Origin of the sequence: Acinetobacter sp. SwsAc6 (genome assembly GCF_013391565.1) — a bacterium.
GTDB classification, from domain to species: domain Bacteria; phylum Pseudomonadota; class Gammaproteobacteria; order Pseudomonadales; family Moraxellaceae; genus Acinetobacter; species Acinetobacter cumulans.
On sequence record NZ_JACAXE010000007.1, the window covers coordinates 151,325 to 173,446 of the forward strand.

Genomic DNA, 22,122 nt, shown 5'->3' on the forward strand with positions numbered 1-22,122 from the left:
AGTGTGTCAGGTCTTGTGTCAATGCTACTTAATTCATTGATATTTATAAAATGTTATCCACCTTGACATCGTAGAGGTCAGCAGTTCGAGTCTGCTTATACCTACCATATATTTTTCAATGACTTATAAGCAAATCAAATGCTTATAAGTCATTTTTTTTGCCTATTTGTCGCATTTTGAACTTGGCATAGTTGGCTAAATTGGTAAAAAATGGCAATATTTCCTAGCCATTTGCGACAAATCTGCGACAACATGAAGCTGCCAAAACCAAGAAAACGGGGTGACACATACACGGTCACTGTCTCATATCAGGGAAAAAGATACTACTGCACACGCGACACTGAAAAAGAATGTGAGCAGTGGGCTGCTCTAAAATTATTAGAACTTAAAGCCCAAACAAAAATCGAAACTGGTGAGCTTAAGCCGAAATTCTTGTTCCGTGATCTGAATGAAAAATACTACACAGACGTTGGTCAATTGAATGCATCAAAATCATCACGTGCTTGGATGAAAGGGCAGTATAAGAATTTCGAATTAAAATTTGGTGCGTTGGCTCAAAAATCTATTTATGACATTACACCAAAGGATTTAACGAATTGGCGCAATAAGCGGCTTAAAGAGGTTGGAGAAAATACAGTTTTAAAAGAAATATCCCACTACAGCGCGATGTTTACATTTGCTCAAAAAGAACTATTTTTACTCGATGAAAATGCTTGGATGCAAATTTCCAAACCCAAAAAACCGAAGGCTAGGGCTCGTCGTATTCATCAATCAGAAATCGAATTGATGCTTAAAGCTTTAGATTATGAGATGGGGACTGAACCGGTGCTGTCGCAGCACTATGTTGCCTGGGGCTTTTTATTTGCTATTGAAACAGCTATGCGTCGCGGTGAAATATTGGCAATGGAAAAGAAAGATATTTATGACGGATATGTGCATTTGCCAAAAACAAAGAATGGAGAGCCACGTAACGTTCCGCTTTCTGAGGAAGCAAAGGCATTGTTGCAGTTAGTTAAGCATGATGGTCGTAGAATTATTCCTCAATCTGAGAATGCATTCCGTTTGATGTGGGAAAAAAGAAAACTAGCCATTGGATTGCCAAATTTGCACTTTCACGATACACGGCACGAAGCGATTACACGAATGGTACGGGTACGGAAATTGCCGGTTGAAGTTCTGGCCAAGATTACTGGCCATAAGAAAATTGATGTGCTGGTGAATACTTACTATAACCCTAATGCTGATGATCTAGTTGCAGCTTTTAATGGGTAAAAATAAGCCCGGCTTAAACCGGGCATTTTATTAGTTTTTACGTTTAGGTCCACGTCGGACCTTCGAATTCTTTAAAATTGCATCTGCGGCATCTGGATCATAAAGATGTTTGCCATTACTGCCTTGATTGATTGAAATACATTTTGTGCGAATAGTTTCATCGGACAAGCCATATTTTGCGACAAGTTCAGAGACAGATACCAGCTTGCGCTTTTCCAGTTTTAATGCAGTAACCATCCCACCGAAAATACGCTGACCTATCACGATTTGCGGTGCTGATTCAGCTTCAATGGTAACGATGAATTCAGGCATTTTTAGCGTCCTCCTTTTCATCCAGCAGTTGCGCAAGCAGTGCTGCACCTGTACGAATGCGATTCACTAATTTCATGACGTTAGCATCATCGTAAGTCACCATATCATTTCGAAATTTAGGCAATGGTAGTTCTCGGCCAGCCTTTGAAAACTCATGATTGATATGCGCAACTATTTTATTTTCAAGCTTACGTTTGAAGTTGGGGTTTTGAAGCATTTCAATGTGAGTCATTAATTAGCTCCCAATTCTTGAATCAAACGCTCTGCAGTTACACGGTCTACAGTCGCAGGTACGATATGATTTCCAAGCATGTGAAAAGTGATGATATGAGCGCCGTTTTGAAGTCGGTAGACCATATTTGTCATGTTTGCTAAATGGATTGTGTGCTTTGTATGATTCAAATCAGTAAACTGAAGCATGTCTTATTCTCCAATTTTAGTTTTATGTTGCATTGCTTGCGCCTTCAGTTCACCAGCATGATTAATCATCAAGCGGAAAAATATTGAGGCAGCTAAAACAGCGGGACAAACAATAAAAATGAACACGGCAACATGGCCATAATGAAAATTCATTAGTTCATCTCCTTACGAAATCCGTTTGCCATATTTTCAATATGAGTAAAAGCTTCAACCATATGCATTGCTGCAAGTTTTGGATCACGTAAATCAATACGAATTTTTTCAATACGTTTTTTGGGATTACGCCATGCATGCGCATAGCCGCCTTTGTAAACATAAATATTCAGTTCATTTTTAGTTGGGTACAAAGACATGTTGATTTCAAAATCTGTACCCGATTGCGTCATGCATAACCGTGAAATATTGGCTATTCCAGTTAGTAGGTTTTGATCAAGAGTCATGGCACATATCCTTCTGCGATGAGCGCTTGACCGTAGAACTTTGCTTCATCCGAATTTGCCAAGACTGGGGAATTGTCCTGAAATACAGGTTCTAACATGTTGCGTAGGTTGGAAATTGTGCAATTAACATCCCGATCGCTAAACCAAAGCTCAGGGTATGTCTTGGCAAATTTTCTATCGCTGATTACACGAATATAAAAGGTTGAACTGTAGCTTTTGAATTCTGAACAGTCGAAATCAAGTGCTACAAGTAGCTTTTTGACATCATCAGCTTCTTGCTGACTATTACACTTAATAGTGAGTCCAACTGATGGGTTTGAAGCTTTGCGCCACAGGGGCCAAGTATCAATAACAAGTTGTTCAGGCAAAACGCTGGCTGGAGTAGGTATTAATTTCATGGATACTCCCCAATACGTTGAACACGCATAGCTTTTGCAACATCATCAAGCCATTTAGCTTTTTCTGCTAAATCAATAATTTCAAGATTTAAGGCTGAGTCTATGAACGCATTTGCTTGTGCAATTGCGATTGTAAATTCGTATTGATTGTTTGATTTGTAGATGCTGTGAATAGCGGTCTGAATCTGTGAAACAGCACGTTCTTTGTAGAAGTCAAAGTCTTTGACTTGTGGTTGCGCAAAGTCATCAGCGAGTAGACGACTGACAATGATTTGATCGAATTGATCATTTTTTTGAGGATTTAAATTTTTCATAAAAAAACCTAAGTATAGTTAGATTGAAATTAATCTAACCTAGCTTAGGTTTTGTGGCAACTATTATTTCTAAGTTTGCTTAGAAATATTTTTTAATAATTGTTTTTTATAGAAATTTTTTCGAAGGTTCAAATCTTCCTACGTATTTTCCTTTATAAAGACAATTTTCTTTTAAGTCTATGATATTGGGTTGAAAATTAGGGTTAAGGGCTTGCAGATACATGCGATTATGATCTCTAACTAATGCTTTAAATGTTGCATCACCATCACATTGAGCAACGATCATTTCGCCTGTTTGTACGGATTCAAAATCAACATCGGGGTCGATACACACATAATCGCCGTCATTGAAGTGAGGGGCGTTGCTCGTTCCCTGGATGATCATATAAAAACTATTTTTGCCAGCATTTGGTGGAGCAGGTAGCCATTGTTCGATTTCATAATTTTCCAAAGATCGAATACTGGTCCAGTTACCAGCCTGTACATAACTTAAAACAGGCAGTAAGCGTACTACTGGGCGTGGATCTCTTACTGATGGTTCAGAGTCTTCAATTCCGTATTTCAAGAAATTAACTGTCGTATCTAATATTTCTGCAACAGCCATCAAGGTTTGAAATTGTGGTTCGTTTACATCTCGTTCCCAGTAGCCAACAGTCACATCGGATACATCTACCAGATTGCCAAGCTTTCCTTGAGTTAGTTTTTTACTTTTTCTCAATTGTTTGATTCTTGAGCCAAGGGTTTCCATAAGCTTTCCAAAAAAATAAATCTAAGCCATCTTAGCTATTGACGCTCAGTTAAAACTTCGGTTTAATAAATCTAAGGCAACTTAGATTTATGGAATAAATATGACTCGTCGTGAAGCAATGGCACTTTTAGGTGTGAACAAACTTTTTCAGTTAGCAGACAAACTTGAATTGACTACGGCTGCAATCGCGCAATGGGGAGATGATGCAGATATACCAGAGTATCGTGAATATGAAGTCAGAGAATTGGCTGCTGGTCGAGTTCCAAAACGTTTACTTAAGTCTAAGCAAAATTTAACTGCATCTGCGGTCTTAGAAAATATCCAAAATTAAGGACAAATTAGATATGAGTGATTTTTTATCAAATTTCGCTGCACAAAATGCTGTCTTACCTTTGGATGTTGCGCTATATCGTGCTTGTAAAGATCGACATGGAAGTAAAGCCGCCATAGCTGAAATTCATGGGTTTAATCCAATGGTATTCAGCAAATGTGTTGATATACAAAATACGCAATATCATTTGCATCCTGAACATGTCGAAGCAATTTTGAACTACACAAAAGACATTCGCATTTTGCAAAGTGCAGCTGCCGCGCATGGTAATGCAGTGGTTTACGAATTACCTGCCGTTATTGATATTCATGACACGGGCTTTTTGGCCAATATAGGTGCAATTTCAAACCGTGTAGGTGAATTATTCACAACTGTGAGTGATGCATTGAAAGATGGACGAATAGTCGATGTTGAATTGGCAAGCATTGAAAAAGATGCAATGTGTCTGATTGCAGCTGTGGCACAACTTAAAAAATTAGCCCGTCAAAAGGCAGAAAATGATGTGGAGACAAATTAATGGCTCTAACATTTGATCAAGTGCGGGATGCTGCGCTCGGACGTTGGAAAGATCTTGTATACCCAGCATTTGGCATCACAGTACCAGCTAAAAAAAATATGCATGGTCCATGTCCGATTTGTGGCGGTAAAGACCGTTTTCGTTGTGACGACAAACAGGGAAAAGGTACGTGGATCTGTAATCAATGTGGTGCAGGTGATGGATTTGCACTGATTGAAAAGTCTCGCAGCATGAACTATTCAGAAGTTTTAACAGAAGTTGGCGCAGTACTGGGCTTATCTGCAGAAACCAAAGTCACAGATGCAGACCGTAAAAAATGGAAAGAAAAGGCCGAAGCACAGGCCAAAGCAGCTGAACTTGAAGAGCGTAAAGCACAAGAAGCTGCAGCCAAACGTGCGGCACGGATCTGGGCCTATAAATCATCTGATCGTGATTGCCTGTACTTGGCACGCAAGCAGGTTCAAAACCATGGCTGTCGCATAAATGGCAAAGGAAATCTGATTGTTCCTTTGTTTGATAAAGACGGAAAAATTTGGAATGTTCAAGAAATTCATGCGGATGGCTATAAGCCTTTTTTACCAGGCGGGCGAGTCAGCGCATGTTTTTACATGATTGGCCAGGTGACTCAGCAAGATCAGATTATCTGCATAGCAGAAGGCTATGCGACGGGTGCCAGCATTTATGAAGCGACCGGTCATGTCACGGTTGTGGCGTTTAATTCAGGAAATATAGACAAAGTGGGTAAAGAAATACGCATATTGCATCCGCAGGCACGTCTTGTGTATTGCGCTGACGATGATAGCCATTCAACGCCACCAGATGCAGGCTTAAAAGCTGCGAATAAAGCTGTGGCTGCAACAGGCGGCATTGTGATTATCCCCGAATTTAGTCAAGCGGTGAACGTATGAGTCAAGATGAAATGTTAGAGCAGCCACCATCAAATTCTCATCCGTCTGATTTTAATGACCTGCATGTGATTTCAGGGTTAGCAGAAGTGCGATCGCAGATAGAAAGCGGGATTTCTTCTCAATTTTCTGCTTTTGTTGTTCCCCCGCACCCCCTTGAAAATGCAGGCCAAGATTTGGGGCGATTTTCAGCAGAGGATCAGGCATTTTTGGCTGAAGATGAGCCAAATACTCATAGTCATGAAGATTTTGAACTTGAAACCTATACAGAGCGGGACTTAATCGAGCGTGAAAATCATTCTGGTGGGCCTCCGCAGGAGGGGGATGGGGAATCTGAAGACTTTGAGCGTCCAGATTTTACAGTTGAGAAATGTTTAGGTCGCTTCATGTTGGTGGAGGGTAAAACTGACGTATGGGATTCCTTCCGTAAAAAAACCATCAAAGCGGTTGCATTTACAAAAATGGTTGGAAAGTCAGTTGCAGAGCGCTGGCAATCGCATCGCAATCGTAAAATGATTGATCAGGATACCTTAAAAACAGAGGTTGATAGTCAGACAGCAATTGAAATCACTGACTTGATTAAACGCTATGTACATTTGGAAGGGACACTTGAATCATGGGACACACTTCATCGTGAGCGTGTTAAAAATGTGGCAATTCGTGAAGCATTTCCGAACCAATATGAAATTTGGTTTAAATCACCACATCGCCGAATGATTCATAATACTGATTTGGTATTTGATCCGACAAATTCATCCAAACCTCATCAAATTAACAGGTTTACGGGACTTGATGTAGTTGCGGCAACAGATGCTGATGCACCAGACATGTTAATGAACCGAAAAGACGCTTATGAAAAATGTAAAAGTTTTGACCAGTTATTGCGCCATTTGTGTGTTGGGGAGCCGCAGGCATACGGCTGGTTAATTCGATGGTTAGCATATCCGCTTCAACATAAAGGGGCCAAAATGGCCACGTCAATACTCATGCACGGTAATATTCATGGTGCAGGTAAATCGCTATTTTTTGGCGGCATTATGGAGAAAATCTATACAAAGTATCATAAGACCCTCGACCAGCGAGATCTGGAAAGCCAATATAACGACTGGGCTGATGAAGTGCTTTTTTTGCTGTTTGAAGAAATTGCAAATAATAAGACCAAGCACGGCATGATGGGATTTATTAAGCATTTGATCACTGGATCTAAGCTATCGATTCATCAAAAATTCTTGTCATCTATGCAACAGGCAAACCACATGAATACGGTATTTTTATCGAATCATACACAGCCTTTGCCAATTGAAGAAAATGACCGCCGGTTCTTGGTGCTGTATCCCAAGTCCATTGTACCGCAGGAATTATTAGACCAGGTTGTTGCGGATCTGGACGATAACGATGTGATAGAAGCATTTTATGCAACACTGTTACAAGTTGATTTGACAGGGTTTAATGCCCACACCAAGCCGCCAATGACCAAGGCAAAAAGGGAAATTATTGAATATACACGGGCAGGTTATGACACGTTTATTGTTCAGTGGATCGCTGAAGAAACGGACTACCCCTACTGTACGTGTACGGTATCCCAGCTCTATGACGCTTATCAAAAATGGTCCAAAAAAACCAATGAGCATATTGTTAGTCTAAAAAGATTTATGGGTGAAGCTAAAAAATATGGTGTGATCTCGACGGAGAAACAGGAGCATTGGCGAAAACCATCTCAGCCAGCAAATAAGCAGCAAAGTAAATTGGTGGTTATTGGAGTGATGCCTGAGCAGACAGAGGATAAGCTGGGAATTATGCGACCAACTGTGAAAATGGATTGGTACGGTGCAGACATCGAAAAATTTGACAAGACGTTACAAGGTGATAATAATGATGCTCCATACCCATTCCCATAATAATTACAGGGTTAAATGTGTACCATGTGTACCATCGTGTTTACCATTTATGACCAATGGTACACATCTGCAAGCCTTACCACACAACACTTTATTGTCCAATGTTTACCATGTGTACCATTGCGCGCGCACGCGCACACGGGAAAATTTTGTAGCCAGTAATTATGATTTAAATTTCTATTTCAAAAATGATTTAAAAAAATTCTCTTGCGTGAGAGATATTGTATTAATGGTACACAAGGTACACATTTCTCTAAAAGCCTTGATATATAAGGCTTGTGTATGTGTACCATTTTTATACAACGGTACACAAAAAACGCCAATGGTAAACATTGCATTCCAAGTATTTGTTTTTAAAGTTTTTTCCATGTGTACCATTGTTGAGGGACGTTTCTAATGGAAAAATTCATGCGTTTACTCAATCCAAAGTCAATCAATTACGAAGCAGATCGCATTGATGGTGGCCAGCCATCAATGACTGCTCAAGATATTCTGCTTGCAATGAGCTTTGCTAAGCTGACTAAATTGCAAGACAACTTAATCCGCTTAAAATACTTTGGTGCGAATACAAAAGCCAATGTTCAAATCTTCAGTGAAATTTTGGTTGGGAAATATGAGCAACACTTCGCTGATGCTGGTGTAAATCAAATTTATCACTCGTCTATCGTTTTGGTTGCTTTGACAGAGTTTTGTTTGGTGCCTGCAAGTTATAAAGCAACTGAACGCTCAAGAGCTTCACTGTGTGGCTGGAGTGATACAACAGTTAGAAATCATATGAAAGCTCGAATTGATATGGTGCTTGAAGATTTAAAAAATGAGTTGTCTACTGGCGAAGAAAAGATTTTTACTTGTATAAGTAAATCTAAGTAAACTTTGATATTGACTCAAAAGCAAAATGGGGTTAAATTTTACCACAATGGAAAACTCTAGATAAAAGCGCTGTAGTTCTCCATGGAACCGAAAGGTTCTTTAAACAAACTGCATGATTACCCTCGGAAAGTTCATGCAGTTTTTTTATGCCCGCATGTTGCACTGGTCGCAATCATGCGGGTTTTTTTATGGGATACGCAGACATGGGTAAAAAGAATCGAGCAGCTCACTGGCAGGAGCATGAGCAATCAGCCGACAAAGCTGAGAAGGCCAGAGCAAAACCGCTAAAGGATGATAAGGCCAAAGCATGGCGTAAAGCCTGTGCAGATTATCTACTGGCGAATCGATACTGCTATGACTGCACTAAGCGTGGTTATACAAGCCCAGCAGATCAGGTTGCGCACATTGATCAGCCTATCAGCCAAGTGAAGTTCTGGAACATCGATAACTGGCAGGCATTGTGTGAGCCATGCTTCCAGCGGATTACTGAGGGCAAGCCACTGACTGTGCAGGAACCCATACCTAAAGATGCAAAATTATATACGGTGAAGTAATGGCACGATTAACAAAGCTGGGTGGATCACTACCAACACTCAAGAGTAATCAACCGACCTTGGCCAAACAAGAAAACTATGGCCAAGGTCGTGGCGGTCGGCCATGGCGTCGGATCAAACGTGAAGTGCATGTACGTGATAACTGGACGTGCTGCAAGTGCCAGCGTGTATCCATGAACCTTGAGTGTGACCATATTGTAAACAAAGCCCAAGGCGGAACGGATGACATGGACAACCTGCAGTCATTATGCAAGCAATGCCATGACCAGAAGACACAGCAAGAAAGCAAACAGGGGATGAGTCGTTAATGAATAAAATTGCTCAGTTGCACATACCAGATGGCGGATCTTGCATAGGATCTCAGGTAGTGCTTGAAGATGGTTCTAAAATTGGCGGCATTCAGCAAGTCACATTGACTGGTGGTATTGATCAAAAGATTTGGGGTTTGCACTTGGATGTGTCTCCGCGCTTTATAAATCAACAGCCAATTGATGTTGAGTTGCTTTCGATTGGCATTGCAAAGGATGTTGAACAGATCAATGCAGACACTGTGCTGATTGTGGTTCGCGGTGAATATACTCGTTTTGAATCATTGGTAGATGCGCAGTTGTTTCGCGGTCATCTTGAAGAGTTCTCAAAGCAGGCTGCTAAACCAGTTGTGTTATTGGATGAGTCTGTAGGCCTTGAACAATTAGATGATGAGAAGCTGGCAACCTTGGGACTCCAACGCATTAAAGATTAAAAGACATACTGAGGCTACACATGTTAGCTAGTCTCAATGTAGACAGCTCGGAAAGACGGCACAGAGAATACTGTAAACCGCAATCTTGGCGAAGGTAGATAGTGGACGCCGATGCACGAAAAACCCGGCTGGTAGCTCTCAAGGCTCGGTAGCTGGTCCGTGAACAAGCCGTTGGGTGATAAAACGTTAAGCACAAAGACATGATGAAAGTCGATCCCTGTCAGGAATGGCAGGGATTTTTAATTCGTGGAACATATATCGTGATTAATTTTATTAAAGTTTTCGTGGAACATTTTAATAAAATGAATGACATGCATCATATTGGTGCGCATTTAACCCCGTGGGGGGTATCAAATTTTAAAAAATTCGGTCCCAGCGGACACCGCCCCCTAATCTCATTTGTAAAAAAATTCCTGATTTGAGCAAAAGTAAATAAACTTTTTATTCAAAATCATAAATTTAGGTTAATTTTTTTTAAAATTCAGCATTGAAGGTGAAAATATGGCTTTGACTGAACAGATGAAAAAATTTGCTCTAGCCAAACTGAAAAATGATCCGACTACTGGAAAGCAACTGTCAAATAAGCAAGCGGCCATCGAAGCGGGCTATTCAGAGAAGTCGGCAGGGTCGAAAGGCAGCCAGCTGGCGCAAAATCCCGAGGTAATTACCTATCTGGACGGGCTTTTAAAATCAGGGGGAGAGGGGGCGGGCGCAGTTTTTGAATCCATGTCTTTAGGTGAAGCAGCTATACAAGCCGACATGAAAGAGATGGAGAGTGTAACAAACTCTTTAGAGTATTTGCGATCCATTTATAAAAACTCACGGCTTGAACGTAAGGTTCGAATTGAAGCTGCCAAAGCTGCTTTACCGTATGAGTTTGGCAAAGTGGGTGAAATGGGTATCAAAGAAGGTCGTGAGCAGGCTGCTGGCGAAGTCGCTAAAACAAGTAAATTCGCCACAGCTGACGAAAGACGTAAACAGCGTGAAAACCAAAGGGTGAGTTGATATGGGTTCGATGTTTCCAACATGGACGACGGCTTGTCCCGATTGGGAGCAAAGGATTTTATCTAAGCAGTCTTTAATCCCATGTGAACCGTTATTTAGAGATGAAGCTGAAATGGCTCTTGATGTGATCAAAGAACTTATTTTAGTGGATGTGGATTCAAAGCCTACAATTGGTGAGGTTACAGCTGAATGGGTCTTTGATTTTGTAAGCGTGATCTTTGGGGCTTACGATCCAGACTCGAAACAACGGCTTATTAATGAATTTTTCATGCTGATTAGCAAGAAGAATACTAAATCCACGCTTGCTGCAGGCATTATGCTGACAGCGATTATTTTGAATAGTCGTGAAGCAGCTGAATTTATTATTCTTGCGCCTACAAAAAAAGTTGCAGATAACAGCTTCACACCAATTAAAAATATGATTCGTGAAGATCCAGAGTTAAAGGCTCGTTTTAGCGTTTCAGAGCATACACGGACAATAACGGATCGTTACACGAAGGCAGTTCTAACGGTTGTTGCAGCGGAAACTGGTTCAAGTGCTGGCGCTAAAGGTGCATTTATTTTAGTCGATGAACTTTGGGTCTTTGGGGAACGCGCCAATGCTGAGTCTATGCTTGAAGAAGCAACGGGCGGGATGGCCTCATTTCCCGAAGGTTTTTTGATTTGGCTATCTACCCAATCAGATAAACCGCCAGCTGGCGTTTTTAAGAAGAAACTAGATTATGCTCGAAAGGTGCGTGATGGAGAGATTATCAATCCATCATTTTTGCCGCTGCTGTATGAATTCCCTCAGAGCATGATTGATGATGAAAGCTATTTGAACCCAGATTATTTCTATGTGACTAATCCAAACTTGGGGCGTTCTACGCATATTCGCTATTTGCTGAATAAATATGAGCAGGCAAAGGAAAGTGGTGATGATTCAGTTCAAATTTTCTTAGCGAAATATTTGAACGTCGAAATTGGCATGAACAAGCGTGCAGATCGATGGGCCGGTGCAGATTTTTGGATGCTCTCAGCATACAAAGATAAGCTTTTTGTAGAGTCTATTTTGGATCTTAGTGAAATATGTACTGCTGGGTTCGATGGTGGCGGCCTTGATGATATGTTTGGTATGTCGATTATTGGTCGAGATAAACATGATCGTTCACTTTGGTATTGCTGGAATCGTGCTTGGGTGCATCCTATTGCTTTAGAACGTCGTCAAGAGAATGCTCCAGCTTATAAGGACTTTGAAAAAGAAGGTGATTTGGTCATCGTAAAGAACGTTGGTGATGATGTTCGCCAAGCAGCTCAAATATGTAAGCGTATTTATGATGCAGGCAAGTTTCCTGAAAAGGCTGCTATCGGTTTGGATAAATTGGGTATGCCTTCACTTCAAGATGGATTGTTGGAAGAAATTCCATTTGAGTTATTGATTGGTGTACCGCAAGGTTATCAACTTTCGAGCTACGTTCAAACAACTGAGCGAAAAGTTGCTGAAGGAAAGTTTCTGCATGCTGGACAGCGCATGATGAACTGGTGCGTTGGCAATGCGAAGGGTGTTTATCAGGGTAATGCAATGACGATTCGCAAGCAGGAATCAGGCAAAGGTAAAATTGATCCGTTGATTGCAACTTTTAACGCTGTTGCACTGATGTCGGCAAACCCAGAGGCTGCAGCACAAAGTTATGGGGTATTTTTTGTATGACAAGAAATCAAAATATTCGACAGGAAATTCGTCACCAGCTGGAAATTCAAAACCATTTAGGGGCCTGCACAACGACAGGTAAATCAGATAAAGAAATCGCTCACATTGATGAGCGATTTTTTTTGGCTTGTGAAAAGTTAGAAGCACTTCAAGCAGGCTTTAAGCGAATTACAAAATAGGAGTGCTTTACACATGAATCAAGCTTATAGCTTGCTAACAATCAAATCGATTGATGAAGAAAAAGGAATAGTTTACGGCATCGCGACTACCCCAGCGACTGATCGTGTAGATGACGTTGTTGAACCACAAGGTGCGAAGTTTACGTTGCCAATCCCTTTCCTCTGGCAGCACAACGATCAGAAACCTGTTGGAAATGTAATTCAGGCAGATGTCAAAGATGATGGCATTCATGTAGCAATTCAGATGGTATTGGCTGAACAGGTGAAGTCAGCTGAGCTTAAAGAACGTCTTCTTTTAGCCTGGGACAGTATCAGGACTGGCCTTGTACGCGGTCTTTCAATTCGCTTGCGTGGTCTCAAGGTCGCAGACATTCAGCATTCATGGGGTTTGCATTTCTTTGAATGGGATTGGCTTGAGCTTTCTGCTGTGACTATTCCTGCTAATCAGGAAGCAACAATCACAAGCGTCAAATCCTTTTTTAAAGCTGAATATCAGCAAAACAAACAAACACCCATTGCAGAGAAATCTGTTCCGTGTGTGCCGCCAGCAGCGGCTCAGCCTGAATCAAAACACCTGATCGTGAAATTGGCTGAAACATCAAAATCTTTTGGAGTAAAACTCGTATGAAACTTGCTGAACAGATTGTAAAATTAAAGGCAAATATTAAGTCACATCAAGACCAAATTGTTGTGAAATCAGGTGCATCAATTTCAAATGGCGCTACGCCGGATGAAGCAACTGAAGCTGAAATTAAAGGTCTTCAGGATGAAATTGCAGTGATGCAAAAGAATCTGGACCGTCTTGAAGGTATTCAGAAATCACAAGCTGATTGGGGCGACGGTACAACACCAATTGAAGGTGATACTTCTAAAAAAGGTTTGAATTCTACCCAAGGCAACCCGCCAATTGTTGAAACTGAAAGCAACTTACCAAAAGGTATTGGTTATGCAATTGCTGTTAAAGCACAGGCTGTTGCTGCATTGAGCAAAGGCGCGGTGACTGCGTCACAAGTGTTGGACTCTTGGCATGCACCAGAGATTGTAAAAAATGCAGTTACACAAAAAGCTCTAATTGGTACAACGTCAGAGCCAACCTTTGGTGAATCACTTGTTGATTATCAAGTTCTTTCAGGTGAGTTTATTGAATTGCTGCGTGGTAAAACCGCAGTAGATAAGCTTGCATCTAAAATGCGTCAAGTTCCATTTAATGTGAAAGTTCCATCACAAACTGGCACATCAACAGTTGGCTGGGTGGGTGAGGCTAAAACTAAACCAGTGACTAATCCAACATTTGGCAGTATCACCTTGACGAAATCAAAAGTGGCGGGGATTGTGATACTTTCGGAAGAGTTAGTACGCTTTTCGAATCCGAAGGCCGATGGATTGGTACTTGATGATTTAATTAAATCGACAGCGGCATTCATTGATGGTCAGTTCTTTGATCCTGCTAAAGCTGAAGCTACAGATAGCCCAGCTTCTATTCTAAATGGTGTGACCCCTGTGGATAGTACTGGCGAAACAGGTGCAGCTATTGAAGCTGATTTGGCAGCGGTAATTAAACAGGCTACTGATGCTGGCTTAACTTTGGAAGGTGCAACATGGGTGATGTCTGAAACCCGTGCTGCTAAGTTAAGTGTGCTGCGTGATGCACTGGGCAAAAAATATTTTGAAGGAATGAATATTAACGGTGCTAAAGAGCTTCTTACTTTGCCTGTTGAAATTTCTGCTGCTTGTACCGATAAGATTGTGTTGGTTATTCCATCACAAATTTTACTAGCTGATGATGGTGCTGTAGATTTTGCAATCAGTTCAGAAGCCTCAATCAATACAGGTACTGATGCTGCGCCACAATGGGTGAGTTTATACCAAAGTGATTTAATCGCGATTCGCGGAGAACGCTTCATTCGCTGGAAAGCACGTGGAATTGCCGCTGGTTATATTCAATTTACATAAACTTAAACTCTAAATTAAATTGCCACAAAGCCCCTTATTTTTAAGGGGCTTTTTTATGGACCAAGAAAATGCCAAAAGTTAAATTTTTAAAAGACCTTTGCTCTGGTCGTGCTGGCACTGTACAAAGCCTGCAAGACTATGAAGCAAATGTACTGATTAAAATGGGTGCTGCTGAAATTTTTGATGATTCAGAACAAACTGAAGCTGCACGTTTAGCAGCTGAAAAAGAATATGAGCAGATACCGCCAGATGCTTTATTAAATTTAAATGGTCGTCCTGTAGTAGATGACTTTGGTGATGTGGCTCAGCAACCAGAACCGTTACCAGAAACCGAAAAGCCTGCCAAAAAAGGCTCAAAAGCGTCTAAATAAGGGTGAATTTAATGGGTCTTTTTAGCAAGATGTTTCGCAAAAAGTCTTTCTCTACAGTTAATAACGGTGGGTGGACTAAAATTTTTGAACCTTTCACTGGTGCTTGGCAGCGAAATATAGAGCTAAATCGTGAAGACTTACTTTCATTTCATGCTGTTTTTGCCTGCATTTCTATCATTTCAAAAGATATTGGCAAGCTGCCATTGGAGCTTCGCAAAAAAGAAAATGGCGTTTGGGTCAAAACCAAGGACAAAAATCTACCATTTTTTGAAAAACCAAATCATTTTCAAACCATGCAGCAGTTTCTTGAGTATTACATCATTTCCAAAGAAACCCGCGGCAATACTTATGTGCTCAAGCTGCGAAATTTTAAAGGTGATGTAGAGCAGCTCATTGTATTAAATCCTGACAATGTGACGCCTTTGGTCAGCGATGACGGTGATGTCTTTTACCGCATTGGCATTGATAAGCTGGCTAAATTACAAGAATCAATCATTCTTCCAGCATCTGAAATTATCCACGATCGTTGGAACTGTTTGTACCATCCTCTGGTTGGGATTAGCCCTTTGGTCGCTTGTGGTTTATCAGCTTCGCAAGGGACGGCTATTCAAAAATATGGCGCAAAATTCTTTGGTAATAACGGTCGACCAAGCGGTATTTTGACAATGCCAGGCAAAATATCTAAAGAAGATGCGCAAACAATCAAAGAAAACTGGGAAGCCAATTATTCTGGTGAAAATATTGGCAAAACAGCAGTACTTGGCGGCGATGTGAAATACATTGCGATGTCTATGCCAGCTGCGGATGCGCAAATGATCGAGCAGCATAAATGGTCTGCTGAAATTTGTTGTTCTGTCTTTAATGTCCCGCCTTGGAAAATTGGCATTGGCAGTATTCCGCAAGGTCAAAAAGTTGAAGACATGGAACGGATCTACTTGAATAGTTGTCTGCAAAGTCCGATTGAAGCGATTGAAAACTGCTTTGATGTTGCTTTTGACTTAAAAGCCAAAGGCTATGAAGTATTTCTTGATCTTTCGAACTTGCTTCGTATGGATAGTATTTCGCAAATGAACTTTTATTCGCTTGGTGTGCAACGCGGTATATTTGCACCCAATGAGGCGCGGGCGGTATTTAATTACGCGCCTGTTCTTGGTGGTCATACACCATATATGCAACAGCAAAATTATTCACTTGAAGCGATTTCAAAACGTGATTCGAAAGATGATCCGTTTGCTTCGGGTTCTGGTAAATCAAATGGAGATGGTGATGGCGCTAACAGTGAATGACGTAGCCCGTCATCTTCGCTATGACGATGACGATATTGTGGCTTTAGACCTGCAATCCATTATGGACAGTGCAGAGCAAGCTGTAAAAGATCATGTACTGACGAAATTTGATGCTGAAAATAAGATTCAGCAGCGGGCAGTTTTGATGATGTGTGGTTATTTCGATGAACATCGTGGAGTAAATAAAGACACGCCTTCAAATGATGGATTTTTGCCGCAGCCGGTGAAGGATTTGCTGTCTAAATACTATGTGCCGTTGGTGGTCTAGATGAACGACTTCATCGCTTTCGTAAAACAAACACCGCAATACACAAATTTAGTTTTCATTCATGGTGAGCGTCTATTTATACGCCGAAATGGTGTATTTGAAGTGCCTGCCATTGAATTGGCATGGAAGGCTTATCAGTTTGGGCTTTCAATAGAGGGCGAATATCATGGCAAAACCTAAAAATGCGATAACATCTTGTCAGTGCCATAGTTGTGAAAAGATTAACGGGCTTATGCAGCTCATGACTGCACAAAATGAATTAATGACCAAAATTGTGGATCAAAACGGTGTGTTGCTTGATTTAGTTCTTAGTGATGAATCCGAAGATAAAGACCCAATGCGTAGCTTGGATTGAGGTGAATATGGGTTCATTAGCAAGTGAGCTTCGACATCGTGTTGTTATTCAGCAATATGTTGATCAACGAGATCAATATAACAACTCAACAGGGAAAGTTTGGTCTGAATATAAAACGCTGTGGGGTAAATTGTCGGGATTTTCAGGAAAGGATTTGATTGCCGCTAAAGCTGCAGGTTCGGAGGTAATTGCTCGTTTAAAACTGCGGAAACGGGATGATATTACAACTGAAATGCGAGTGTTGTTTAAGGGGAAAGCGTACCAAATTACTTCGCCACCTATGCCGGATGATCGTGATGGCAATACTTATATGACTTTGATGCTTTCGCTTGCGGAGGAACCCTTATGAGTTTGAGTGTTGAAATAGAAGGCATGGATGAAATCCAGCAGAAAATAAAGCGTTTGGGAAATCAAAAATTTACCCGTAATGCTGCCACCCGTGCCGCACGTAAAGCTATGCGTATTGTGCGTGATGCTGCGCGCAATGGCGCTAAATCAATTGATAACCCTGAAACTTCTGAGAGAATTTGGAAAAACATTTCAATCGCGAGCAGTAAGTCCAAAGATAAAAGTGTTGTGCGAATGCGTGTTGGTGTTCGAGGTGGTGCTGCAGTCAATGCCAAGTCTAATCGAGCAAAACTTGCTGCATTACCTGGTGGTGAAACGGTGCATTGGAGACATATAGAGTTAGGTAATTCACATCATGCAGCTCAACCTTTTATGCGTCCAGCGTTGGCAAACAATATTCAGCAAGTAACCAATAGTTTTTCAAAGAATTTTAGTGAAGAGTTAGATAAGGAGCTTGCGAAACGATGAACATTTTGCCAATTGCTCCTATTTTGCTGCAGCATCCTGAGGTTTCTGCTGTGTTTGCAGACCGAATCTATGAAGATATTGCACCCAATAAGACACCTTATCCTTATGCGGTGTGGTCAAATATTGGTGGTCAACCTGAGAACAATTTGGCAGACCTGCCAGTTATTGATCAGATTTCGTTTCAACTTGTGGTGTATGACATTCAAGCAACGCGAGCATCTGAATATCGAAAAATGATTGCTGAAGTTCTGGAAAGCCATTGCTATATTACTGGGACACATCCGAATTATCACGAACGAAAAGGGGATACAGATATTTTTGGGCGTGGGTTTGATGGTAGTTGGTGGATGGATCGGTGAATAATATTTTAATTTTGAGCCACTCTTTTGAGTGGTTTTTTTTATGCCTGAAATAAGGAGTAGCTACTCATGGCAGTTGTGAAAACCCAAGGTACACAAGGCTTTGTTGTGTGGGATGATGAAATCCTTCGCTTTAAGTGTGTGAAAAAATATGGTTATGGCCAAGACTCATTTTCTAAGATTGATGTGACTTGTTTAGATGCAGATTCAAAAACCTATGAACGCGGTATGCGTGATCCTGGGGAAGGTTCTATTGAAATTACTTATGATGATGAAAATGATAGTCATGACAAGTTAATTGAAATTGCTGAATCGGGTAAAACCCTAACATGGTACATCGGTTCAGGTCATTCCAAAGATGCGCCGACCATTGATCCAGTTGTTGGGGTGAAGTTACCGACAACACGTGCATGGAATGAGTTTAAGGCATACATCAACCCAACGGCACCAAACGATGTTGAAGTTGATTCTGTAGAAAGCTATACCTTTGCGCTTGTGCGCAACTCAGGTATTACCCGTCATAAACGTACAATTGTGGTAGGTCCATAATGGCTAAAAAGAAATTAGTGGAAAAAGTTGAAGAGCAACAACCGCAAACAGCTCCGCCGTCTAAGCCAAAATTAGATTTGAAAGCGATTGCGTTGGGTTCGCTGGTTGGTCAGATCCGTGATCAAGTTGTGGAGTTTTTCCATGATGGGGCGGTTGAATCTGTTGATGTACGCATTAAACAGCTTTCGTTTGCCACAACAGAACCTTTGTATACACGTTTAAACAAGGGTGAAGATGTTGTTGCTGAATGGATTGCTTTGGCTTTGGTAGATGAAAATGGCGAAAACTATTTAGTCAAAGAGCAAGTACAGCAAAACTTTACGCAAAGTTTGGCCAGTGCAGTATTTAATGCGGTAACAGGGTTAGATGCTGCACTGAAGTTAGCACAGGGAAAGATGGCATCACAGCAGAAGACGAATTCTGGTGTGAGTTAGTCATAAATGGCATTGGCGGTAAAACGATTGCGAAAGCAAAACAGAATTTGACCAATGCAGAAGTAATGATGTGGGCAGCCTATAGAAACAAACGCGGTTCACTCAATGTGGGCCGTCGTGTTGAGCAGGCAATTGGTGGTTTGTTGACTGTATATGTCTCATCTAAAAGTAAGCCGGGTACAGAAATGAATCCTGTGGTGTTTATGCCACATGAAGATACGCCTGAGCCTAAAGGTGATATTTTTGATTTTGATGAGTAAATCTAAGCTGGATTAAATGTTAATCAATAATATTATGCCAGCTTAGATTTAATATTCTTTAGTGAGTTTTTTGGTCAATGTTTTATTGACAATTATTTGTGCTGTGTTATTTTTTCCATATCTGAACAAAGATTAAATTTTGTTCATTTTATTCTTTAATACAGCGTAAAGACCATTCAACTGGTCTTTTTTTGCAGATTTTGTTTTTGTATGTAGTTTTATGTACATATCCATTATTCAGCAATACTTTCTAGTTATTGTTTAAGTAACTAGAACCTCAACTGGGGAAATAAATGGAAACTATTATTCGTCACTTATCAAACTTGTTTGATGGAGCGGGTGTAATATTAGAAGCTCCACATAAGCAGCGTAAATATAAGCAAGTTACTAATGGCTTCCGTCAAGACCAAATGAATTTGCGTAATGACGTTCATGCTGTTGGTAACGATATTCAAAATAAAGCACGGGAGGCCTATGGCCGGTAACAAACGGGTGGCCGTTGGCGCACGTAATGGTAAAGGTGATGAAGTTCAAGTTCATCACCAAGAGTCTGATGCACCAATCGTATATACCAATGAGCTTGAAAAATTGCATTCATTTAGACCCGATTTAGTCGATTGGGTCGTAAAGATGACAACTGAAGAAGCTATAGAACGACGTAAGCAGACAAGTCGGACTAATAAATTCATTTTTGCTGAAAGAATTTTAGGCCAGCTTTTTGCAGGCGCAATTGGTATTTGCGGTATTGTTGGCGGTGGTTACGTCGCATTGAATGGTGCACCGGGTGCAGGTGGTACAATTGCCACTGTGACCATTGGAACTCTGGCAGTTGCTTTTATTTTTAAAAATAAATAATTTGCCTAACAAAAACCCTGCATTTGCAGGGTTTTTTACACCCTAAATATTAAGTAAACTTAAATTTAACCAAAAATATTAACTAAACTTTGATTTTGCTGTATATTGGCAAAAACCCGAAATGAAATTGACAAGATGCACAATCCAAGCTACTTTAAAAAGGCACTAGCAAAATCTAGTGTTTGGGTTAGCCTCCAATCAATTTCATCATGGTCAATATGGCCGCTTTCGCGGTTTTTTATTGCCTATAGCTTTCTGCATCTTGCAGAACAGCACCTGCTATGGCGGGTTAGGTAGGAGCGTTTCGGCGCGCCAGGCTCATGATGACTGGTAAGGCTAATCCTGCTTAACTCGCCACCCAATTTATTAGCCTAAATTTGGTGGTGAATTCCTCTTTTTAAGGAGTTTCATCATGAGTACACAAATTTCTGCATCTAAAAATCAAATCATCCGTTTTAAAAATCAACCTGTTGTGACGACTGCACAGCTGGCTGAATTTTATGGAACAGTGCAAAATAATATTAAAAAGAATTTTTCAAATAATACTGAGCGTTTTATCGAAGGTAAGCATTATTTTAAATTGGAAGGTGCTGAGTTAAAGGAATTCAAGAACATGGTGAATAATGTTCACCATGTTTCAATTCGTGCAGCACGCTTAATTTTATGGACTGAGCGTGGCGCTGCGCGTCATGCCAAAATGTTAGATACCGACCATGCTTGGGATGTGTTCGAGCGTTTGGAAGATAGTTATTTTAAACCGCAACAAAGTGCAGCACCTGCGGTACAGCAAAAGACAGCATACCGACAGACAGGCAATGATTTGTATTTGCCTAAAGCCGAAGGTCGTTATTTTGTAGAAAACCAAAAAGACGGCACTTTAATTGTACGGCAGGCCGATCAATACGCCATGATCCGTCGGGCGCAGCTGGATGTAGTGAAGAAAGATTGCCAAACGATTATTCAGGAATTAGAGCTTTTTTCTAGGTCGCTGGAGCGTTTGGGTGAAAGTTTAGAGCTGGATGCAGATCTGTTGCCAATACTGGGTAGATTGAATTGGCGCGGTGTATAGTAGATTAATTAAATAATTCATAATATCCTCATTAGACTTTTGAGTTTGATGGGGTTATTTATGAAAACAAAATTATTAACAGCTTGTGTTTGCTTTATGGGATTTAGTCATGTCTCTGCAAGTGAGTGGGTTGAAAGTAAAGCTGGATATTCTGATGAAGCATTTCCAGCAGTTAGTTTAAAAAGTATTAATGGAGAGAGTGAGGTTTATATTTTTAGAAAAGATTCGAGATCTGCATCAGCAAGCGGTCATTCTAAAGATATGGTTTATTTAGGATTTAAAACAAATAGTTTAGATCAAATTAATCGTAGAAATGCTGTAATTTATAAAGCAAATAAAGGTAGACCGTTGAGTTTGGGGGCGGGTAATAGAATTTCTGGGTTTGATAATAAAATTGAAACACCTTCATTTCACGGGAAAGCCAGTAAAAATTGTGGAATTATTAGTAATATTCTTAATTCTGATAAATTAACAGTTAGATACTTCACCACCGGCCAACGTACAGTTGATGAGTTTTTTGAACTCCCTTTGGATAATTCCAAGGTTTATAATTTACTTGGTTTTACCAAAGGTACAGATTGTGTAGAAATCTTTGAATAGGTCTGAAATGAGCAGGTTATTATTAATAATTAGCAGTTTATTTGTGAGTTTTGGGGTTAATGCAGCTCAGCAAACTAGCAGTCAAAAGTGTGCAAAATATGAAATCATGGCACATTATATAATGTTAGTAAGGCAAGATGGATTACCGATGTCTAAAGCTTTGCAAGAGTTTAAAGTTGATGACAAGGATAATCCATATGGTGAAATTGAGAGAAAAATTATCATCGATGCTTATTCGCAGCCTAAATATGAAACTAAGGAATATAAGGATAAGGAAATAACTGAGTTTGCTAACAAGTACATGCTTGGTTGTATGGCAATGTATGAGTAACAAGTTAAATTAGTCTAAGAC

At 40.5% G+C, this 22,122-nt stretch carries 39 protein-coding genes; 31 read left to right on the top strand and 8 right to left on the bottom strand.

Translation table 11 applies throughout. The features are described from left to right. The first annotated feature begins 252 nt into the window (after positions 1-252). Positions 253-1,272 (top strand): site-specific integrase, encoded by a 1,020-nt coding sequence (locus HYG93_RS07470; RefSeq protein ID WP_178962182.1) that lies wholly within the window; start codon positions 253-255, stop codon positions 1,270-1,272. A 30-nt stretch (positions 1,273-1,302) separates the two neighbouring features. Here HYG93_RS07470 and HYG93_RS07475 read toward each other — a convergent pair whose 3' ends face one another. From HYG93_RS07475 to HYG93_RS07510, 8 genes are all read right to left on the bottom strand, one after another. Beyond that, positions 1,303-1,584 (bottom strand): DNA-binding protein, encoded by a 282-nt coding sequence (locus HYG93_RS07475; protein ID WP_178962184.1) that lies wholly within the window; start codon positions 1,582-1,584, stop codon positions 1,303-1,305. Then, positions 1,577-1,816, bottom strand: a complete 240-nt coding sequence (locus tag HYG93_RS07480) for a hypothetical protein (protein WP_178962186.1) — start codon at positions 1,814-1,816, stop codon at positions 1,577-1,579. Before HYG93_RS07480 ends, HYG93_RS07475 begins: the two co-directional genes overlap by 8 nt. Continuing rightward, on the bottom strand, positions 1,816-2,004 hold the full coding sequence (locus HYG93_RS07485) for a hypothetical protein (RefSeq protein WP_178962188.1): 189 nt from the start codon (positions 2,002-2,004) through the stop codon (positions 1,816-1,818). Before HYG93_RS07485 ends, HYG93_RS07480 begins: the two co-directional genes overlap by 1 nt. 3 nt (positions 2,005-2,007) lie before the next feature. Beyond that, positions 2,008-2,157 (bottom strand): hypothetical protein, encoded by a 150-nt coding sequence (locus tag HYG93_RS07490; RefSeq protein WP_171262570.1) that lies wholly within the window; start codon positions 2,155-2,157, stop codon positions 2,008-2,010. Then, positions 2,157-2,444 carry a hypothetical protein gene (locus HYG93_RS07495; protein ID WP_178962190.1) on the bottom strand — a complete coding sequence of 96 codons (288 nt, stop codon included), beginning with the start codon at positions 2,442-2,444 and terminating at the stop codon, positions 2,157-2,159. Before HYG93_RS07495 ends, HYG93_RS07490 begins: the two co-directional genes overlap by 1 nt. Next, positions 2,441-2,842: a hypothetical protein gene (locus tag HYG93_RS07500; protein WP_178962192.1), complete on the bottom strand. Its 402-nt coding sequence runs from the start codon at positions 2,840-2,842 to the stop codon at positions 2,441-2,443. Before HYG93_RS07500 ends, HYG93_RS07495 begins: the two co-directional genes overlap by 4 nt. Next, complete coding sequence (locus HYG93_RS07505) at positions 2,839-3,156, bottom strand: hypothetical protein (RefSeq protein WP_178962194.1); 318 nt, start codon at positions 3,154-3,156, stop codon at positions 2,839-2,841. Before HYG93_RS07505 ends, HYG93_RS07500 begins: the two co-directional genes overlap by 4 nt. 106 nt (positions 3,157-3,262) lie before the next feature. After that, positions 3,263-3,904 (bottom strand): LexA family transcriptional regulator, encoded by a 642-nt coding sequence (locus HYG93_RS07510; RefSeq protein ID WP_178962196.1) that lies wholly within the window; start codon positions 3,902-3,904, stop codon positions 3,263-3,265. Positions 3,905-4,004: 100 nt separating this feature from the next. Between HYG93_RS07510 and HYG93_RS07515 the strand changes: the two genes are divergently transcribed. The 30 genes from HYG93_RS07515 to HYG93_RS07660 all read left to right on the top strand — a co-directional run bounded on the left by HYG93_RS07515 (position 4,005) and on the right by HYG93_RS07660 (position 22,101). After that, on the top strand, positions 4,005-4,235 hold the full coding sequence (locus HYG93_RS07515) for a ribonuclease D (protein WP_178962198.1): 231 nt from the start codon (positions 4,005-4,007) through the stop codon (positions 4,233-4,235). Positions 4,236-4,248: 13 nt separating this feature from the next. Next, entirely contained in the window at positions 4,249-4,752 is a 504-nt protein-coding gene (locus HYG93_RS07520; protein WP_178962200.1) for a phage regulatory CII family protein, read from the top strand. Then, entirely contained in the window at positions 4,752-5,660 is a 909-nt protein-coding gene (locus HYG93_RS07525) for a primase-helicase zinc-binding domain-containing protein (protein WP_178962202.1), read from the top strand. Before HYG93_RS07520 ends, HYG93_RS07525 begins: the two co-directional genes overlap by 1 nt. Continuing rightward, the gene (locus HYG93_RS07530) at positions 5,657-7,555 is read left to right on the top strand and encodes a DUF5906 domain-containing protein (RefSeq protein ID WP_178962204.1); all 1,899 of its coding nucleotides are present in this window, start codon (positions 5,657-5,659) and stop codon (positions 7,553-7,555) included. The genes HYG93_RS07525 and HYG93_RS07530 overlap by 4 nt, the downstream gene beginning before the upstream one ends. A gap of 396 nt (positions 7,556-7,951) precedes the next feature. After that, the gene (locus HYG93_RS07535) at positions 7,952-8,425 is read left to right on the top strand and encodes a hypothetical protein (RefSeq protein WP_178962206.1); all 474 of its coding nucleotides are present in this window, start codon (positions 7,952-7,954) and stop codon (positions 8,423-8,425) included. A gap of 146 nt (positions 8,426-8,571) precedes the next feature. Next, on the top strand, positions 8,572-8,979 hold the full coding sequence (locus tag HYG93_RS07540; RefSeq protein WP_178962207.1) for an HNH endonuclease signature motif containing protein: 408 nt from the start codon (positions 8,572-8,574) through the stop codon (positions 8,977-8,979). Beyond that, positions 8,979-9,287 carry an HNH endonuclease gene (locus HYG93_RS07545; protein ID WP_178962209.1) on the top strand — a complete coding sequence of 103 codons (309 nt, stop codon included), beginning with the start codon at positions 8,979-8,981 and terminating at the stop codon, positions 9,285-9,287. Before HYG93_RS07540 ends, HYG93_RS07545 begins: the two co-directional genes overlap by 1 nt. Further along, positions 9,287-9,721: a hypothetical protein gene (locus tag HYG93_RS07550; protein ID WP_178962211.1), complete on the top strand. Its 435-nt coding sequence runs from the start codon at positions 9,287-9,289 to the stop codon at positions 9,719-9,721. Before HYG93_RS07545 ends, HYG93_RS07550 begins: the two co-directional genes overlap by 1 nt. A 200-nt stretch (positions 9,722-9,921) precedes the next feature. After that, positions 9,922-10,143, top strand: a complete 222-nt coding sequence (locus tag HYG93_RS07555; protein ID WP_178962213.1) for a hypothetical protein — start codon at positions 9,922-9,924, stop codon at positions 10,141-10,143. A 79-nt stretch (positions 10,144-10,222) separates the two neighbouring features. Next, a complete protein-coding gene (locus HYG93_RS07560; RefSeq protein ID WP_178962215.1) occupies positions 10,223-10,726 on the top strand; it encodes a terminase small subunit in 504 nt (167 codons plus the stop codon). Between the two features lies 1 nt (position 10,727). Further along, the gene (locus tag HYG93_RS07565; RefSeq protein WP_178962217.1) at positions 10,728-12,416 is read left to right on the top strand and encodes a terminase large subunit; all 1,689 of its coding nucleotides are present in this window, start codon (positions 10,728-10,730) and stop codon (positions 12,414-12,416) included. Continuing rightward, positions 12,413-12,595: a hypothetical protein gene (locus HYG93_RS07570; protein ID WP_178962218.1), complete on the top strand. Its 183-nt coding sequence runs from the start codon at positions 12,413-12,415 to the stop codon at positions 12,593-12,595. The genes HYG93_RS07565 and HYG93_RS07570 overlap by 4 nt, the downstream gene beginning before the upstream one ends. Positions 12,596-12,608: 13 nt before the next feature. After that, on the top strand, positions 12,609-13,223 hold the full coding sequence (locus tag HYG93_RS07575; RefSeq protein ID WP_178962221.1) for an HK97 family phage prohead protease: 615 nt from the start codon (positions 12,609-12,611) through the stop codon (positions 13,221-13,223). Beyond that, positions 13,220-14,548: a phage major capsid protein gene (locus tag HYG93_RS07580; RefSeq protein WP_178962223.1), complete on the top strand. Its 1,329-nt coding sequence runs from the start codon at positions 13,220-13,222 to the stop codon at positions 14,546-14,548. The genes HYG93_RS07575 and HYG93_RS07580 overlap by 4 nt, the downstream gene beginning before the upstream one ends. 68 nt (positions 14,549-14,616) lie before the next feature. Then, complete coding sequence (locus HYG93_RS07585; protein WP_178962225.1) at positions 14,617-14,919, top strand: hypothetical protein; 303 nt, start codon at positions 14,617-14,619, stop codon at positions 14,917-14,919. Between the two features lie 11 nt (positions 14,920-14,930). Beyond that, positions 14,931-16,205: a phage portal protein gene (locus tag HYG93_RS07590; protein WP_178962227.1), complete on the top strand. Its 1,275-nt coding sequence runs from the start codon at positions 14,931-14,933 to the stop codon at positions 16,203-16,205. Then, positions 16,186-16,473 (top strand): head-tail connector protein, encoded by a 288-nt coding sequence (locus HYG93_RS07595; protein ID WP_178962229.1) that lies wholly within the window; start codon positions 16,186-16,188, stop codon positions 16,471-16,473. The genes HYG93_RS07590 and HYG93_RS07595 overlap by 20 nt, the downstream gene beginning before the upstream one ends. Then, positions 16,474-16,653 carry a hypothetical protein gene (locus HYG93_RS07600; RefSeq protein WP_178962231.1) on the top strand — a complete coding sequence of 60 codons (180 nt, stop codon included), beginning with the start codon at positions 16,474-16,476 and terminating at the stop codon, positions 16,651-16,653. Then, positions 16,640-16,828, top strand: a complete 189-nt coding sequence (locus tag HYG93_RS07605; protein WP_178962233.1) for a hypothetical protein — start codon at positions 16,640-16,642, stop codon at positions 16,826-16,828. The genes HYG93_RS07600 and HYG93_RS07605 overlap by 14 nt, the downstream gene beginning before the upstream one ends. 7 nt (positions 16,829-16,835) lie before the next feature. Continuing rightward, positions 16,836-17,177, top strand: a complete 342-nt coding sequence (locus tag HYG93_RS07610; protein ID WP_178962235.1) for a phage head closure protein — start codon at positions 16,836-16,838, stop codon at positions 17,175-17,177. Further along, positions 17,174-17,644 (top strand): HK97-gp10 family putative phage morphogenesis protein, encoded by a 471-nt coding sequence (locus tag HYG93_RS07615; RefSeq protein WP_178962237.1) that lies wholly within the window; start codon positions 17,174-17,176, stop codon positions 17,642-17,644. Before HYG93_RS07610 ends, HYG93_RS07615 begins: the two co-directional genes overlap by 4 nt. Next, positions 17,641-18,003 (top strand): DUF3168 domain-containing protein, encoded by a 363-nt coding sequence (locus HYG93_RS07620; RefSeq protein WP_178962239.1) that lies wholly within the window; start codon positions 17,641-17,643, stop codon positions 18,001-18,003. Before HYG93_RS07615 ends, HYG93_RS07620 begins: the two co-directional genes overlap by 4 nt. A gap of 69 nt (positions 18,004-18,072) precedes the next feature. Continuing rightward, positions 18,073-18,552 carry a phage tail tube protein gene (locus HYG93_RS07625; RefSeq protein WP_178962241.1) on the top strand — a complete coding sequence of 160 codons (480 nt, stop codon included), beginning with the start codon at positions 18,073-18,075 and terminating at the stop codon, positions 18,550-18,552. Next, positions 18,552-18,986, top strand: coding sequence for a phage tail assembly chaperone family protein, TAC (locus HYG93_RS07630; protein ID WP_178962242.1), 435 nt, complete (start codon positions 18,552-18,554; stop codon positions 18,984-18,986). Before HYG93_RS07625 ends, HYG93_RS07630 begins: the two co-directional genes overlap by 1 nt. A gap of 47 nt (positions 18,987-19,033) precedes the next feature. After that, entirely contained in the window at positions 19,034-19,246 is a 213-nt protein-coding gene (locus HYG93_RS07635) for a hypothetical protein (RefSeq protein WP_306172555.1), read from the top strand. 293 nt (positions 19,247-19,539) lie between these two features. Further along, a complete protein-coding gene (locus tag HYG93_RS07640; RefSeq protein ID WP_178962244.1) occupies positions 19,540-19,731 on the top strand; it encodes a hypothetical protein in 192 nt (63 codons plus the stop codon). Continuing rightward, positions 19,721-20,101, top strand: coding sequence for a hypothetical protein (locus tag HYG93_RS07645; RefSeq protein ID WP_178962246.1), 381 nt, complete (start codon positions 19,721-19,723; stop codon positions 20,099-20,101). The genes HYG93_RS07640 and HYG93_RS07645 overlap by 11 nt, the downstream gene beginning before the upstream one ends. Positions 20,102-20,513: 412 nt before the next feature. Then, positions 20,514-21,170 carry an ORF6N domain-containing protein gene (locus tag HYG93_RS07650; RefSeq protein ID WP_178962248.1) on the top strand — a complete coding sequence of 219 codons (657 nt, stop codon included), beginning with the start codon at positions 20,514-20,516 and terminating at the stop codon, positions 21,168-21,170. 60 nt (positions 21,171-21,230) lie between these two features. Further along, on the top strand, positions 21,231-21,770 hold the full coding sequence (locus tag HYG93_RS07655) for a hypothetical protein (protein ID WP_178962250.1): 540 nt from the start codon (positions 21,231-21,233) through the stop codon (positions 21,768-21,770). Positions 21,771-21,777: 7 nt separating this feature from the next. Continuing rightward, positions 21,778-22,101, top strand: coding sequence for a hypothetical protein (locus HYG93_RS07660; protein ID WP_178962252.1), 324 nt, complete (start codon positions 21,778-21,780; stop codon positions 22,099-22,101). Positions 22,102-22,122 lie beyond the last annotated feature (21 nt).